This window comes from Microbacterium sp. Leaf151 (assembly GCF_001424225.1).
GTDB lineage: Bacteria > Actinomycetota > Actinomycetes > Actinomycetales > Microbacteriaceae > Microbacterium.
In genome coordinates, this window is sequence record NZ_LMOR01000003.1 from 570,575 (window position 1) to 586,567 (window position 15,993).

13 protein-coding genes are annotated in these 15,993 nt (G+C 71.8%); 5 read left to right on the plus strand and 8 right to left on the minus strand.

The window, feature by feature from the left end:
• Window positions 1-24: 24 nt before the first annotated feature.
• Window positions 25-1,098: a Glu/Leu/Phe/Val dehydrogenase family protein gene (locus ASF76_RS10160; protein ID WP_055956882.1), complete on the minus strand. Its 1,074-nt coding sequence runs from the start codon at window positions 1,096-1,098 to the stop codon at window positions 25-27.
• A gap of 303 nt (window positions 1,099-1,401) precedes the next feature.
• Here ASF76_RS10160 and ASF76_RS10165 point away from each other — a divergent pair, with 303 nt between their 5' ends.
• Window positions 1,402-1,878, plus strand: a complete 477-nt coding sequence (locus ASF76_RS10165) for a YbaK/EbsC family protein (protein ID WP_055956885.1) — start codon at window positions 1,402-1,404, stop codon at window positions 1,876-1,878.
• Between the two features lie 218 nt (window positions 1,879-2,096).
• Here ASF76_RS10165 and ASF76_RS10170 read toward each other — a convergent pair whose 3' ends face one another.
• The 4 genes from ASF76_RS10170 to ASF76_RS10185 are packed head-to-tail and all read right to left on the minus strand — an operon-like array spanning window position 2,097 to window position 7,373.
• Window positions 2,097-4,052 (minus strand): glycogen debranching N-terminal domain-containing protein, encoded by a 1,956-nt coding sequence (locus ASF76_RS10170; RefSeq protein WP_200936112.1) that lies wholly within the window; start codon window positions 4,050-4,052, stop codon window positions 2,097-2,099.
• On the minus strand, window positions 4,049-4,966 hold the full coding sequence (locus ASF76_RS10175) for a carbohydrate ABC transporter permease (protein ID WP_055956888.1): 918 nt from the start codon (window positions 4,964-4,966) through the stop codon (window positions 4,049-4,051). Before ASF76_RS10175 ends, ASF76_RS10170 begins: the two co-directional genes overlap by 4 nt.
• On the minus strand, window positions 4,963-6,120 hold the full coding sequence (locus ASF76_RS10180; RefSeq protein ID WP_055956892.1) for a carbohydrate ABC transporter permease: 1,158 nt from the start codon (window positions 6,118-6,120) through the stop codon (window positions 4,963-4,965). Before ASF76_RS10180 ends, ASF76_RS10175 begins: the two co-directional genes overlap by 4 nt.
• 2 nt (window positions 6,121-6,122) lie before the next feature.
• Window positions 6,123-7,373: a sugar ABC transporter substrate-binding protein gene (locus ASF76_RS10185; protein ID WP_055956895.1), complete on the minus strand. Its 1,251-nt coding sequence runs from the start codon at window positions 7,371-7,373 to the stop codon at window positions 6,123-6,125.
• Between the two features lie 234 nt (window positions 7,374-7,607).
• On the opposite strand from ASF76_RS10185, the gene ASF76_RS10190 reads away from it, so the two are divergent.
• Complete coding sequence (locus tag ASF76_RS10190; RefSeq protein WP_055956898.1) at window positions 7,608-8,603, plus strand: LacI family DNA-binding transcriptional regulator; 996 nt, start codon at window positions 7,608-7,610, stop codon at window positions 8,601-8,603.
• Window positions 8,604-8,789: 186 nt separating this feature from the next.
• Here the strand turns inward: ASF76_RS10190 and ASF76_RS10195 are convergent, their stop codons facing one another.
• Entirely contained in the window at window positions 8,790-9,563 is a 774-nt protein-coding gene (locus tag ASF76_RS10195) for an IclR family transcriptional regulator (RefSeq protein ID WP_055956901.1), read from the minus strand.
• A 61-nt stretch (window positions 9,564-9,624) separates the two neighbouring features.
• Between ASF76_RS10195 and hutH the strand changes: the two genes are divergently transcribed.
• The 3 genes from hutH (at window position 9,625) to hutI (ending at window position 14,233) form a co-directional block, all read left to right on the plus strand.
• Entirely contained in the window at window positions 9,625-11,196 is a 1,572-nt protein-coding gene (hutH, locus tag ASF76_RS10200) for a histidine ammonia-lyase (protein WP_055956902.1), read from the plus strand.
• 59 nt (window positions 11,197-11,255) lie between these two features.
• On the plus strand, window positions 11,256-12,965 hold the full coding sequence (gene hutU / locus ASF76_RS10205; RefSeq protein ID WP_082484982.1) for a urocanate hydratase: 1,710 nt from the start codon (window positions 11,256-11,258) through the stop codon (window positions 12,963-12,965).
• 74 nt (window positions 12,966-13,039) lie between these two features.
• On the plus strand, window positions 13,040-14,233 hold the full coding sequence (gene hutI / locus ASF76_RS10210) for an imidazolonepropionase (RefSeq protein ID WP_200936117.1): 1,194 nt from the start codon (window positions 13,040-13,042) through the stop codon (window positions 14,231-14,233).
• Here hutI and ASF76_RS10215 read toward each other — a convergent pair.
• Complete coding sequence (locus ASF76_RS10215; RefSeq protein ID WP_055956905.1) at window positions 14,230-14,796, minus strand: hypothetical protein; 567 nt, start codon at window positions 14,794-14,796, stop codon at window positions 14,230-14,232. The genes hutI and ASF76_RS10215 overlap by 4 nt on opposite strands.
• A complete protein-coding gene (locus ASF76_RS10220; protein WP_055956908.1) occupies window positions 14,786-15,862 on the minus strand; it encodes an acyltransferase family protein in 1,077 nt (358 codons plus the stop codon). Before ASF76_RS10220 ends, ASF76_RS10215 begins: the two co-directional genes overlap by 11 nt.
• Between the last annotated feature and the right edge of the window lie 131 nt (window positions 15,863-15,993).

Here is a 15,993-nt window from a genome sequence, read left to right on the forward strand (position 1 = left end):
GTCCGGCGTTCGCGATCGAACGGGTCAGACGAGGGCGGTACTGCGCGCGCCGACCGCCAGACGCTCGGCGGCCAAGCCCTCGGCCGCGGCGAGAGGGGTGACCCCCCGCGCGGCCGCTTCGTCGAAGACGCGCCGGATCGTGTCGCCGATCCCGGCGACACGGCCCATGATCTGGTCCATCGTCCCGCGCTGCTTGGCGACCAGGTCGAGGTAGATCACGCCGCCGGCGTTGACGACGAAGTCGGGGGCGTACAGGATGCCGCGCTGCGCCAGCCGTTCAGCGCCGCTCCGCTCGGCGAGCGGATTGTTGGCAGGCCCGCACACCGCGCGCGCGTCGAGGGCGTCGATGACCTCGTCGGTGAGGACACCGCCGATGCCGGCGGGAACGAACACGTCGGCGGGAATCAGGTGCGCTTCGCTCGGCTCGACCCAGGCGGCGCCGAGGTCTTCGGCCAGCGCCCGCTTCGCCGGGTTGACGTCGGTGACGGTGAGGACGGCGTGCTCGGATGCCAGACGCTCGGCGAGACGACCGCCGACCTGGCCCAGACCCGCGACGGTGATGCGGCGACCGGCGACATCGCCGGTCCCGACGGCGCGCTCGAGGGTCGCGACGAGCGAGGCGTACACGCCGAGGCTCGTGGGGCCCGCGGGTTCGCCGGAGCCGCCGACGGAATCGGGGAGTCCGACCACGTGCGCGGTGCGCTCGCTCACGACCAGCATGTCCTCGGTCGTCGAGCCCACATCTTCGGCGGTGCGGTACAGCCCGCCGAGGCTCTCGACGGCGTCGCCGAGGTCGAGGAAGGCCGCGCGGCGACGGTCGGCGTCGAGGACCGTCCCCTCGGGCAGGCCGATCACGCTCTTGCCGCCGCCCGCGTCGAGTCCGGCTGCGGCGTTCTTCAGCGTCATCGCCGCGGACAGGCGCAGGGCGTCGCCGAGGGCCTCGGTCCATGACGGGTAGGTCCACAGGCGGGCGCCGCCGAGGGCGGAGCCGAGCACCGAGGAGTGAAGCGCCACGGCGACGAGCAGACCGCTGCGCCGCCCCGTGATCACCTCCACGCGTTCGTGCGTGAAATCGGGCAGGGGCAGGGCGTTGGTCATCGCGTTCCTTGTCGTCGGCCGCCTTGTGGGCGGCTCTTCTCGGATGCCGCAGCGTCGCGGCATCCGTCTCCATTGTGGCGCGCGTCGTCGACGGACGCGAGGGGCGCGCGGCAGGGTCTCGGCGAGCCGTGCGGGGCGGCCGGTCGGGCCGGTGTCGCACGGGTCGCGGAGCCGATGGCGGGCGCCCGGGGCGGGGTCGCGTCACCCCGGCGACGCGCGGGGTCGGTCGCGGTGGCGCGTTTCGGGCTGAGGCTGCGCGCACGGCTGGTCGGCGTGGCACGGCGTCGTTCTAGGCTGGCGGTCATGACCGACGCCCTGCCCGCCCGTAGTCGTCTCGTCGCCGCAGCCCTCCGGGAGGCCGGTGTCGAGGGCGAGATCGTGATGCTTCCGGATGCCGCGTCGACGGCCGCGCTCGCGGCGGCGGCCCTCGGTGTCGAGGTCGGGGCCATCGCGAACAGCCTCGTCTTCTGGAGCGACGACGAGCCGCTGCTGGTGATGACCAGCGGCGCGCACCGCGTGGACACGGCGGCTCTGGCGGAGCGGCTCGGGCGCAGCGGCATCCGTCGGGCGACACCGGATCAGGTGCTGGCGGCGACAGGACAGCCCATCGGGGGAGTGGCGCCGACCGGGCACCCGGCGCCGTTGACCACGGTCGTGGATGAGGATCTCGCGGCGTTCGACGAGATCTGGGCAGCGGGTGGTACGCCGCACACGGTTTTTCCGCTGACGTTCGAGGAGCTGGTGCGCCTGACCGGCGGTGCGGTCGTGCGCGTGGCGTGAATCGCACGCGGTCGCGAAGCCGCGAGCCGGGTCACGGGATGTTCAGCGGGGCCGGGCGCGGGGTTGCGGGGCGGGAAATGTGCACCGGGGCGGTCGATGTACGCCCCGGTGCACATTCGGCGCCCCGCACCCGGTGCGGATGTGTCCGTGACGAGCCCGCTACGCGGCGCGGGCAGGGACAGCGCGGTGACGCGCGGGTGCCGCCACCGCCCTGTCGCTCAGGCCCCGGGGTCGGGTGCGAGTGCGGTCAGGCAGACCACCGCGGCGGCGGCCGACCAGGCCTGGGGTCGGCAGGCGGCGGGGTACGGCGTCGGCACCGACGAGTGGGTGCGCGGATCGCCGGCGTGCAGCTCCGGCACGCGATAGGCGAAGCCCTCGGCGGCATCCAGGAGTCCGGCGACGACCGTGCGCGCCTTCTCGTCCAGGCCCGCGCGCAGCATGCCGTGCACCGCGATCGCGGTGTCGTGCACCCAGACGCTTCCGCCGTGGTACGACAGCGGCCAGTACCCCGCGGCCCCGGTCGACATCGTGCGGATGCCGTATCCGCTCGACATGCTCTCGCCGAGCAGCAGCGACGCGACGTGCGCCTCCTCGTCGCCGGTCAGCAGGCCGGTACCGAGCAGGTGCCCGATGTTGCTCGTCAGAGAGTCGACCGGACGCTTGGCGTTGTCGAGGGCGACCGCGGGGTAGCGGCCCTCCGGCGTCTCGACCCAGTACGTCTCGGCGAAGCGCCTCTTCAGATCGGCCGCCCAGCTGCGCCAGAACGTGGCGTCGTCGGCATCCGTCCCCTCCCCGAAAGCGTCGAGCAGATCGGCGCCGGCGAGGGCGGCCTCGTAGGTGTAGGCCTGCACTTCGCTCAGCGCGATGGGGCCCTCGGCGAGCCGGCCGTCGCGCCACTGGATCGAGTCGCCGGAATCCTTCCAGCCCTGGTTCGACAGCCCCGTGCCGAGGCGGTCGATGTAGTCGAGGAAGCCGTCGCCGTCGCTGTCGCCGCTGTCGCGGATCCAGCCGAGGGCGCCGCGAAGCGTCGGGAGGAGCTCCCGCACCTCGGCCTCGGGCATGCCGGCGCGCCAGGCGTCGGCGAGCAGGCAGATCCACAGCGGGGTCGAGTCGACGCTGCCGTAGTACTTGGGCGGCAGCACGATGCCCTCGCCCGGCATCTCGAGGGCCGAGGCGCGCAGCTCGTGGAGGATCTTGCCCGGCTCCTGCGCCGTCTGCGCGTCGTCGTCGACACCCTGCAGCCGCGCGAGCACGCGGAGGGTGGATGCCGCGATCTCGCGGTCCAGAGGAAGGGCGAGACGCGCAGCCCAGATCGAGTCGCGCCCGAACAGCGTGAAGAACCAGGGCGCGCCGGCGGCGAAGAACTCGTCGTCGGGGTGCTCGGGCAGCACGAGGCGGAGGGCGTCGAGGTCGTCGAGGGCGGTGCGCAACCAGCGCGCGAGGCGGGGGTCGGGCGCCTGGGTGGCGACGGCCGCGGCATCCCACCGCGGTGCCGCTGCGGCCGACCCGACGACGAGGGTGTCGTCGCGCAGGGTCAGCGTCCACGCCACTTCGACGCTCCCGAAGGCGGGGACCTCGACGCCCCAGCTCGCCTCGAGCCCGTCGGCTCCGGATGCCACGCGGGCGCCGGGTGCGACGAGTTCGAGAGCCTGCGCCCCGGCATCCACGATCGCGCGGTCACCGTCGAGGTCGGTCGTCATCTCGCGGGGGTGCGCGTGGCCGGATTTCACCTCGTGCAGCTGCGCGAACTCGGGCGACAACGCCAGCCGCAGGGTCGTCGAGATGGGCCGGTCGATGCGCGAGTGCAGCGTCCAGGTCTCGCTGACCACCCCATCGGCGACGCGCCGGTCGCGGAGGACACGCACCTTCGGGTCGGGCGTGGTGTCGTCGAGTCCACGCAGCAGACCCCCGAGCACGAGACGCGAGGCCCCGTCGGGTGCACTCGAGACCCACTCGACGGGCGAGCCGTCGCAGACGAGCGCGAGGGAGCGCACGTGTCGGACGTCGCCGTGGTACACACCGTGGACGGCTGCCGCGCCCATGTCGCCCGTGGCGTCGGACCACACCTGCGTGGGGGCGCGCAGCACGATGACCGCGTCGTTCAACAGGGGCTGGAGCGGGGCTGTCACGGCATCCGTCACGGCCGCCGGGGAGGCGGTGGGGGCGGTGGTCATTCTTTGACGGCTCCTTCACTGGCGTTCATGATGCGGCGCTGGAAGATGAAGAACACCACGGCGACCGGAATCGTCATGATGGCCGCGGCCGCGAGTTTGAGGGGGAATTGGCTGCCCTGGCTGAGCTGTCCGCTCGCGAGGGCTGCGACGCCCTTGGTCAGGGTGGTGAGTTCGGGGGACTGGGTCGAGATGACGAAGTGGCTGAGCTCGTTCCACGATCCCTGGAACGACAGGATGACGATCGTGATGAGAGCCGGTCGCGCCATCGGCAGCACGACCGACCAGAAGATGCGGAAGGTGCCGGCGCCGTCGATGCGCGCCTGCTCCTCGACCGACGGCGGGATCGACTCGAAGAAGTTCTTCATGATGAACACGCCCGCGGCATCCACGAGGAGCGGCAGGATCATGCCCGCGTAGGAGTCGTAGATGCCGAGCTGGTTGATCACGAGGAACTTGGGGATCAGCAGCACCACGGTCGGTACGGCCATCACCGCGATGAGCCCCGCGAAGACGAGACCGCGTCCGCGGAACTGCAGGCGGGCGAGGGCGTAGCCGGCGAGAGAGTTGAAGAACACCCGGCCCGCCGTCACGAACACCGTCACCACCGCGGAGTTGGCGAACCACACCGGGAAATCGGAGTTCAGGAAGAGCCGCTCGTACGCCGCCCACGTGAAGGTCTGCGGCAGGAGCGAGATGGGATCGGCCGCCGCCGCGGCATCCGTTTTGAACGATGTCGCCACCTGCACGAGGAACGGATAGATGTAGATGAGCGCGAGCACGATCAGCAGGGTGTAGAGGCCGATCTGCCATCCGAGCGCCTTGCGCGACCGGCGATGCTTCGCGGGGCGGCGGGAGGGTCCGTCCAGACGCTGCTCGGCGAGGACGGTGGTCTGCGGGGAGGCCGTGGCGGTCATCGTGTGCCTCCTCTCGAGCCCGCTCCGGGGCCCATGTCGTCGGCGGGAGCGGGGCTCGTGCCCGCTCCGCGCACTTCGTACTGGCGGATGCGCCGACGAGAGACCGGGCGGTCGCGCAGCACGAAGCGCTGCAGGATCGTCAGTGCGACGATGATGAGGAAGAGCACGAAGGCGATGGCGGCGCCCTGACCCCACTGCTGCGACAGGAACGCCGAGGAGTAGCTGAGGTACGCGGGGGTGAGGGTGGTCTTGCCGGGGCCGCCCTGTGTGCCCGTGTAGATCTGGTCGAACACCTGCCAGGTGCCGATCAGGCCGAGGGTCAGCACGGTGAACAGCACGGGCTTGAGCTGCGGCAGGGTGACCCGCCAGAAGCGTTGCCAGCCGGTGGCGCCGTCCATCATGGCGGCCTCCTGCACGTCGCCGCCGATGTTCTGCAGGCCCGCGATGAAGAGCAGCATGAACGTCCCCGAGGTGGTGAACACGGCCATCAGGATGAACGCCGACATGGCGACCGAGGGGCCTGCCAGCCAGTCCCACCACGAGACGCCGAGCAGGGTGTTGCCGGTGAGGAACGCGGGGCCACTGGTCACGCCGACGGTGGCGAGCAGATTGTGCACGACGCCGGAGGGGTCGCTGAACCAGTTCGGCCCGTTGATGCCCAGCCACGACAGCGCCTCGTTGACGGCACCGGATGCCGAGAAGAGGAACAACCACAGCACGGTGATCGCGACGGAGCTGGTGACCGACGGGAAATAGAAGGCGGTGCGGAAGAACCCGCGACCGCGGAGGACCGCCCGGTTGACGAGTACCGCGAGGAAGAGCGAGAGCGCCGTCTGCAGCGGCACCACCAGCAGCACGTACCACCCGTTGTTGCGGAGGGCCGTTCCGAAGTCGCGTTCGGCGAGTCCGCCGCCGGTCGTGACAGCGGCGTAGTTGTCGACGCCGACGAAGTTCACGTTCGACGAGAAGGGGCTGCCGCGACCGGTCCAGTCCGAGAAGCTCACCCACAGCGCCATGAGCACGGGGACGAGCAGGAACACACCCAGGATGACGAGCACGGGCGCGGTGAAGAGCCAGCCGGCGGCGGCCTCGCCCCGCCGGATCCCCGAGGAGGGGGACCCGGCGCGACGCGACGCGGTGGTGAGGGCGCTCACGATTACTCGACGATCGCCTCGAGGTTGGACTGTGCCGTCTGCAGCAGCGCCTGCGGGTCGCCGGTCTTCAGCGACTCGAGCTGCGCGTTGAAGTCGGTGATGACGTCGGCGGCGCCGGCCATGTTCGGCGGGAACTGCGCGTACTCGGCTCCAGCGAGGAAGGCGCCCAGATCGGGGTTGGCGCTGGTCCATGCGTCGGCCGCGGACTGGATCGACGGCATCGGGCCGAAGGCCTCCGAGAACGCCAGCTGCTGGTCGGTGCCGGTGAGGTACTCCACGAGCGAGCGTGCCTGCTCCTGGTTGCCGCTGTCGGCGGCGAGGCCCCAGCAGTTGGTGAACTGCAGCGTGCCCTTGCCGCCGGGGCCGGCGGGGAGCTCGGCGACGGTGTAGTTCACGTCGGGGTAGTCGGCCGACATCGCTCCGGTGATCCAGTTGCCCTCGATGACCATCGCGGCCTTCTGTGTGCCGAGCGCTTCTCCGCCCCAGCCCGCGCCGACGTCGGACGCGAAGGCGAACGAGCCGTCGTTCAGGTGCGTCTTGACATAGGTCAACGCCTCGACGTTCTCGGGGCTGTCGGCCGTGGCCTGCCCGTCGGTGACGAGGCCGCCGCCCGCTTGCGCCATGAAAGCACCGACACGCTGGTACTCGGCGCCGAACGCGAGTCCGACGCGCCCGTCGGCGGTCAGGCGCTGGGCGACGGATGCCAACTGGTCCCACGTCGTGGGGATGTCGGCATCCGTGAGTCCGGCGGCCGTCCACAGGTCGGCGTTGATGATCAGCGCCAGGGTGGAGAAGTCCTTGGGGGCGCAGTAGAAGGACCCGTCGACGGTGAAATTGTCGACGAGGGAGGGGTAGAAGTCGTCCTTGTTGGCGAGGTCGTCGCCGTAGGCCGCGATCGACCCGTTCGCCGCGTAGCCCGCGAGGGCCTCGGGGGCGAGGTAGAACAGGTCGGGCGGGGAGCCGGCGGCGAAGCCCTGCGAGAGCTGCTGGGGCAGGTCGTTGGCGGTCTGCACCTCGGCCGCGACGCCCGACTGCTCGCTCCATGCGGCGACGGCGTCGGTGACGGCCTTCGTCTCGGCGTCACCCGAGGAGCCGATGAGGATGCTGAGGCTGCCGGTGCCGGAAGCCTGGCCCTCGCCGGGGGTGTCATTGAAGCCCGAGCCGCAGGCGGTGAGCGTCAGGGCTCCGGTGGCCAGCAGGGCGCCGGCGGCGAGCACCGTGCGTGTGCGGGGTGCGGGCGTGTGCCGTGTCATGTGTCTCTCTCCTTCGATGAGGCATGCGACCCCTCCGCATGTGGTCGGAGGGCCGTCAGTTTGAACGTTCAAATGACGGTCTCACCAAGGTACGAACACGTCGCGGCAGATGTCAAGAGGTTGCCGCCCCGCCTAGGCTGACGGTCTGGACGCGCGTGCCGGACCCCCGCCGGGCCGGCCCGTGGAACCGCTGCTCGACATCGGCTCGTGCGCATCGATACGGGAGGGGACGACATGGCGAAGGCGCCCACCGTCGACGACGTCGCCCGCGTCGCCGGCGTCTCGCGGCAGACCGTATCGAACGTGGTGAACACCCCCGACATCGTGCGCGAGACCACACGGCACCGGGTGGAGGCCGCGATCGCCGAGCTCGGGTACCGCCCCCATGCCGCCGCGCGTCGACTCCGGATGCGCCGCAGCTCCACCATCGGCATTCACCTCGATCCGTACGCCGGCGGCATCTCGGGCGTCGTGCTCGACCGGTTCGTGCACGCCCTCACCGAACGCGCCGGAGAGCGCGACATGCGCGTGCTGCTGTACGCCGCCCGCACGCCGGAGGAGGAGATCGCCCGACTCGGCGACCTGCTGGAAGGGGGAGAAGTGGATGCCGTCGTCGTCACCGGAACCTTCCACGGCGATCCCCGCACCGGGTGGCTGACGACGCGGAACCTCCCGTTCGTGTCTTTCGGCCGACCGTGGGGCGAAGACGACGTCGAAGCGCCGGCACACCTGTGGGTCGACGTCGACGGTGCGGCGGGGACGCGGGCCGCGACCGCGCACGCGCTCGTGCACGGCAGCGGACACGTGGCCTTCCTCGGCTGGCCCGCGGGGTCGGGCACGGGGGACGAGCGCGAGCGCGGCTGGCGTGAGACCGCGAGCACGGGTCCGCGTTGGGTCGTCGAAGAGAACGTGTCGGCTGCGCGCGACGTCGTGGCGGCCGGTCTCGCCGCCGACCCGGGGGTCACCGGCATCGTCTGCGCGAGCGACTCCCTCGCCATCGGCGCGCACCTCGCGACGTCGCTCGCCGGGCGCGCCGACATCACCGTCGTCGGCTTCGACAACACCCCCGCCGCCGAGGCCCTCGGACTGTCGAGCGTCGAGCAGTTGCCCGAGCGGGTGGCATCCGGAGCCCTCGACCTGCTGATGGGCGACGGCACGGTCGTCGCGCCCCGGGCCGCGACGGCGGGTACGGCCCACGTGCTGGTGGAGCCGCGACTCGTCGTGCGGTGAGGGGCGGCTCCGCCGGGCGTGGGGTGGTTCGGCCGGGGTGGGGTGGTTCGGCCGGGGTGGGGTGGCTCCGCCGGGCGTGGTCGGGGTCTGGGGTTCGGGGCGGGTTTTGTGCACCGGGGCGGTCGGCGTCCGCCCCGGTGCACATTCCGTGCCCCGAACCGGGCGGGGCGGAGCGGGAAGAGCGCGTCAGGCGTGGCGGCCGATGCGGCGCGCGAGCTCGGCGGCGGTGGTGGTCGCTGCGTCCGCGAGGGAGGCGGCATCCCGCTCCGGGCCGTCCGAGGGCCACGTGATCGCCACCGCGGCCGCCGGCCAGCCGGCGTGGTCGAGCACGGCGGCGGCAACGGATCGGAAACCGGGCGTGACTTCGCCGTCTTCCCGGGCGAAGCCCGCCGCGCGCACCTCGCGCAGCACCTCCCGCAGTGCGCGCGGGGTGGCGGGGCCCGAGCCATGCCGCTGGGTCAGGGCCGTGGCATCCGGGAACGACGCCCGCACCTGCTCGCGGGGGAGGGCGGCCAGCATCGCCCGACCCGTCGCGGTGAGGTGCGCGGGAAGGCGAACGCCGACGTCGGTGACGAGTGCGGGGCGCCGGGGGGCACGCTCCTCGACGATGTACAGCACGTCGCGTCCCGCCAGCACGGCGAGGTGGGCCGACTCGCCGACCCGGTCGGACAACGCCGCCAGCAGCGGTCTACCCAGACGCGCGAGCGGCTGCTGCCGGGCGTATCCGCCGCCCAGTTCGAACGCGGCCGTGCCCAGGCCCCAGCGTCGGTCGCCGGGCAGGTGCACGACGTATCCGTGCTCCTCCAGCGTGGCGAGCAGGTGGTAGGTGCTCGACCGCGGAATGCCGAGGCTCGACGCGATCGACTGCGCCGCCATCGGCCCGGGCTGGCGCGCGAGCAGCGAGAGGATCCGCAGCGTCTGATCGGCGGCGGGAACCTGCGGGCGCGGATTGTCTGACATGACAGACACAGGATGCCAGAACCCTCTCGTCTCGGACCATCCCTCGCGATGGAATCGGCGTATGGACGTCAGCATCACCGTCGGAGCAGCCCCCCTCACCCCCCGCGAGGTGGTCGACGTCGCGCGCCACGGCGCGCGGGTCGTCGTCGACGGTGACGCGCTCGGCCGGGTGGCGGACACCCGCACCCTCATCGAGGGCCTCGCCGATGACCCGCAGCCGCACTACGGCATCTCGACCGGCTTCGGAGCTCTCGCCACGACCTTCATCGCCGAGGACCGCCGCGCGCAGCTGCAGGCGAGCCTGATCCGCTCCCACGCCGCCGGTACGGGCGGCGAGGTCGAGCGCGAGGTGGTGCGCGCGCTCATGCTGCTGCGCCTGCAGACGCTCGCCACCGGTCGCACGGGCGTGCGCCCCGTCGTGGTCGAGACGTACGCGGCGCTGCTGAACGCCGGGATCACCCCGGTCGTCCACGAGTACGGCTCGCTGGGCTGTTCGGGCGATCTCGCACCGCTGTCGCACGTGGCCCTCGCCGTCATGGGCGAAGGGGACGTGCGCGACGCCGAGGGACGATCGGTCCCGGCGGCCGACGCCCTCGCCGCCGCGGGCATCACCCCCGTCGCCCTGCGCGAGAAGGAGGGGCTCGCCCTCATCAACGGCACCGACGGCATGCTCGGCATGCTGCTGCTCGCCCTGCACGACCTCGAGACGTTGCTGCTCACTGCCGACGTCTCGGCGGCCCTGTCGATCGAGTCGCAGCTCGGGACGGATGCCGTGTTCGCCGCCGATCTCATGGCGCTCCGCCCGCAGCTCGGTCAGGCCGAATCCGCCGCGAACCTGCGCGCGTTCCTCGCCGGGTCGCCCATCGTGGCCAGCCACCGCGGACCCGAGTGCACGCGCGTGCAGGACGCGTACTCGCTGCGCTGCGCCCCGCAGGTGCACGGCGCGGCGCGCGACACGCTGGAGTACGCGACCGTCGTCGCCGAGCGCGAGCTGGCATCCGCCGTCGACAACCCCGTCGTCACCGTCGACGGCCGCGTCGAATCGAACGGGAACTTCCATGGCGCACCGGTCGCGTACGTGCTCGACTTCCTCGCGATCGCGGTGGCCGACGTGGCATCCATGTCGGAGCGCCGCACCGACCGTGCGCTGGATGCGGCGCGCAGTAACGGTCTACCGCCGTTCCTCGCGCACGAGGTGGGCGTCGACTCGGGCCTGATGATCGCCCAGTACGCCGCGGCGGGGATCGTGTCGGAGCTCAAGCGTCTGGCCGTGCCCGCGTCGGTCGACTCGGTCCCCTCGAGCGCCATGCAGGAGGACCACGTGTCGATGGGGTGGGCGGGTGCGCGCAAGCTCCGCCGCGCGATCGACGGGCTGGGGCGCGTCCTCGCGATCGAAGTCATGACCGGATGCCGCGCCCTCGACCTGCGTGCCCCGCTCGTGCCGGCGGCGGCCACCCGCGCCGTGCGCGCCCTCGTCCGCACGCGTGTCGCCGGCCCCGGCCCCGATCGCTTCGTCTCGCCCGAGATCGAGGCCGTCACCGACCTCGTCTTCTCGGGAGCCGTCGCACGGGCCGCCGTCGCCCAGACGCCCCTCGCTCAGACCGCGCTCGCCGAGACCGCACTCACCACCTAGACCGCCTCGCCGAGACCGCCCGCCCAGACCGCCCCTGACCGGATCGAAGGAGATCACGCATGACCGACACGTTGAACCCCTCGCACATCGCCGCCGCCGACGGCGCAGGGGCCGAGGTCCCGGCATCCCGTGGGCCCGTCCGCGCCGCGCGCGGCAACGTCCGAACCGCGAAGAGCTGGGGCGCCGAGGCGGCCAAGCGCATGTTGATGAACAACCTCGACCCCGACGTCGCCGAGCGTCCCGCCGACCTCGTGGTGTACGGCGGCACGGGCAGGGCCGCCCGCTCGTGGGCCGCGTACGACGCCATCGTTCGCACCCTCGACGAACTGGCGCCCGACGAGACGCTGCTCGTGCAGTCGGGCAAGCCCGTGGGCGTGTTCCGCACGCACGAGTGGGCACCGCGCGTGCTCATCGCCAACTCGAACCTCGTGGGCGACTGGGCGACGTGGCCCGAGTTCCGCCGTCTCGAGGAGCTCGGCCTGACGATGTACGGCCAGATGACCGCGGGATCGTGGATCTACATCGGCACGCAGGGCATTCTGCAGGGGACGTACGAAACGTTCGCCGCGGTCGCGGCGTCGCTCGGTCGCGAGTCGCTCGCCGGCACTCTGACCCTCACCGCCGGCTGCGGCGGGATGGGCGGGGCGCAACCGCTCGCGGTGACCATGAACGGTGGTGCCGTGCTGATCGTCGACGTCGACCGCACCCGCCTGGACCGACGCGTCGCCCACGGATACCTCGACGAGGTGGCCGACGACCTCGGTGCGGCGATCGAGCGGGTGAGCACCGCGCGCGACGCGGGCGAGGCGCTGTCGGTGGGCGTCGAGGGCAACGCGGCCGAGGTGTTCCCGGAACTGCTCGCGCGCGGCATCCGGATCGACATCGTCACCGACCAGACGAGCGCCCACGACCCCCTGTCGTACCTGCCCGTGGGGACGTCGGTGGACGACTGGCGTGCCGAAGCCGCGCGCGACCCCGAGGATTTCACCCGGCGTTCGCGAGAGAGCATGGCCGCGCACGTGAGGGCGATGGTCGAGTTCCAGGATGCCGGGGCCTCGGTGTTCGACTACGGCAACTCGATCCGCCGTGAGGCCGAGCTCGGCGGGTACGACCGCGCCTTCGCCTTCCCGGGGTTCGTGCCGGCGTATATCCGTCCGCTCTTCGCCGAGGGCAAGGGTCCGTTCCGCTGGGTGGCGTTGTCGGGCGACGCGGAGGACATCGCCAAGACCGACCGCGCTGTCGCGGAGCTGTTCCCGGGCGACGCGGCGCTCCACCGCTGGCTCGAGAAGGCCGGGTCGACGGTGCAGTTCGAGGGGTTGCCGGCGCGCATCTGCTGGCTCGGCTACAAAGAACGCCACCTGGCGGGCCTGAAGTTCAACGAGATGGTCGCCTCCGGCGAGCTGGCGGGCCCGATCGTCATCGGTCGCGACCATCTCGACGCAGGTTCCGTCGCCTCGCCCTACCGTGAGACCGAGGCGATGGCCGACGGATCGGATGCCATCGCCGACTGGCCGCTGCTGAACGCCCTGCTCAACACCGCCAGCGGAGCGTCGTGGGTGTCGATCCACCACGGTGGGGGCGTCGGCATCGGCCGCAGCATCCACGCGGGTCAGGTCTGCGTCGCCGACGGCACGGAGCTCGCCGCCGAGAAGCTCGCGCGCGTGCTCGTCAACGACCCCGGAACCGGGGTGATGCGGCACGTGGATGCCGGCTACGACCGCGCCCGAGAGGTCGCCGCCGAACGGGGCCTCACGGTGCCGATGTGGTGAGCACTCCCGTGCCGACCGGTGCCGAGGTGGTGAGCCCCTCCGAGGCGACGGATGCCGACGCCGCGAACACGTTCCTGCTGACCGGCATCGGCGAGTTGACGACCAACGTCGTCGTCGACCGCGACCCGTGCGGCACGATCCACGACGCCGCGGTGCTCGTGCGCAATGGCCGCATCGCGTGGGCGGGCCGGGCGACGGATGCCCGGGATGCCGTGGCATCCGGTTCCGATTCCCGTGTCCGTGTCGCGGATGCCGGCGGCCGCGCCGTGATCCCCGGTTTCGTCGACAGCCACACCCACCTCGTCTTCGCCGGTGATCGCGCGGAGGAGTTCGCCGCGCGGATGGCGGGGGAGCGGTACGCGGCGGGAGGGATCCGTACGACGGTCGCGGCGACGCGGGCGGCGACCGACGACGACCTGCGGACTCGCCTGGCCGCGCTCGTCGCGGAAGGCCGCGCGCAGGGCACCACGACGGTGGAGGTCAAGACCGGCTACGGTCTCGACGTCGAGACAGAAGCGCGTCTGGCGCGACTCGCCGCGGAGGTGACCGACGAGGTGACCTTCCTCGGGGCGCACGTGGTCGCCCCCGACCACACCGGCAGCGCGGAGGAGTACGTCGACCTCGTGGTCGGCGACATGCTCCGCGCGGTCGCGTCGCACGTGCGGTGGATCGACGCGTTCTGCGAAGAGGGCGCCTTCACCGCCGATCAGTGCCGGAGGGTCCTCGAGGCGGGCCGCGCGGCGGGTCTCGGCATCCGGGTGCACGGCAATCAGCTCGGCTACGGCGAGGGGGTGCGGCTCGCGGTCGACCTCGGAGCCGCCGCGGTCGATCACTGCACTTTCCTCTCCGACGACGACGTGGCCGCGCTCGCCGGATCGGACACGGTGGCCACGCTGCTCCCGGGCGTGGAGTTCTCGACGCGCCAGCCCTACCCCGACGCGCGCCGGTTGCTGGACGCCGGCGTCACCGTCGCGCTCGCCAGCGACTGCAATCCGGGCTCGAGCTTCACCAGCTCCTTGCCGTTGATGATCGCGCTCGCCGTGCGCGAGATGGGGATGACCCCGGCCGAGGCGGTCTGGGCGGCGACGGCGGGCGGCGCGCGGGCGCTGCGCCGCACGGACGTCGGACTGATCGCACCTGGGATGCGGGCCGATCTCGTGCTGCTCGACGCCCCGTCGCGCGTGCATCTCGCCTACCGACCCGGTGTGCCACTCGTCCGTCGGGTGTGGAAGGACGGCGAAGAACTGCGCGCCGCGGGGGCGCCCTAAGAGCAGGGGGCGGCGACCGCCTTGGCGAACCCGCCCGTCTGGTAGGCGAACTGGTACATCCACTCTCCGAGGTCGAGAGAAGTCGGCACGTCGATCACGGTCACCTTCGCGTCGGCGCACTGCGCCGCGATGAAGCGCGTCCGGCTCACGTGGGGGGTGAAGGTGATGACGACGGCGCTCGCCTCGGGGCCGTACCGCGCGTTCAGGAGCGCCATCTCTCCGGCGGTCGTGAACGGGTCGGGGTGCTCGCAGGTCACGTTCTGCTCCTGGCAGACGCTCAGCTTCGCCGCCGACTGCTCGCCCTCCAAGGGGACCGAGATGAGGATGTCGTCGGCCACCCCATCGCTGCGAAGTCGCTCGGCGAGGGCGGTCCTCCCCTCGGTAGGAGGACCGATCACATAGATGACGTCGGCGCGCGCGGGCGGTGCGGCGACGGCGGGGAAGACGTACGCCTGAACCATGATCGCCACTCCGGCGACGGCCATCGCCGCGAGGAGGGCGAGGGCGATCACCCAGCCGCGACGGCGGCGGGTGCGGGGCAGGGTCAGCGAATCAGTGGCCACGCCCGGCTCCGAGGCGGTCGACCTGCAGGCGCCGTTTCGCGAAGCGGTCGATCGGGGTCGGGAGGGTGAAGATCCCCGAGAACGAGCCGACCGCGCGGCGGATGATCAGGGCCGTCGTGATGACGAGGGCCGTGAGCAGGACGGCGGCGAGAGACCCCGGCACCAGCTCGACGGGCAGGATCGCGACCGCGAGCGCGAGCAGCAGCGAGTTGAGCACGTAGATCGGCAGGGTGCGCGACCCGAGCGCACCGACAGCCCTCCGAGCGATCGGCGAACGCGCCAGCATCACCGCGATCGAGACGCCGAACGCCGCGCCGACGACGCACAGTGCCACGCGGAACACACCCTGCAGCGGCAGGAAGGGCAATACGGCGGTCCCCGCAGCGAGGGCCGCACCCGTTCCCAACACCCACCACACGTTGACGCGTCGAGCGAACGCCTCGACGATCTGCCGGCAGACCACCCCTGTCATGAACAGCGCGAAGTACGTGCCGACCGACCGCCAGGTGTACGACGAACTGACGGTGACGATGCCGGTGGCGAAGAGGCAGGCGACGCCGAAGGCGATGCCGAGCTGGGCGACCCGCGGGAGGCGGCGGAGCACCCAGGCGGCGACGGTGTAGAGGATGAGCGCGTAGAGGAACCACAGGCCCGACCACGGGAGGTACAGCGCCGTCGCCAGATCTCCGACGGGGGAGGTCAGCGGTTCGGACGGGCGGGGGACGAAGAGGAACCAGGCCCACCAGATGATGCACCACAGCGCGTAGAGGTAGACGAGGAGCGCCAGGCGTTTCCAGAAGAGGGAGGCGAAGCTCAGACGTGCGATCGCAGAGGAAGCGAGAACCCCCGACACGAGGAAGAACAGCGGCATCCGGAACGTCGACAGCGCGGCGGTCACCTGCACGAGAGCGTCCACCTGCCAGCCGGTGGCGTCCAGGAACTGGATGGAGTGGTGGAAGACGACGAGGGTGATGGCGATGCCGCGTGCGACGTCGATCCACGCGATCCTCTGCGCAGGCGCAAGGGGGGTTCGGGAGTCATGACCGTTCCTCAGGTTCCGCCGCATGCGCCCGCCGGGTCCCCGCGCGGCACAGACGACCGCGTCGGGTGTCAGACAGTTCTACCAGACGAATGTTCGCCGGAATGACGAAGCAGATGTCGGCCGGATGACGAAACGCCGATCGCGAAGCGCGTCTC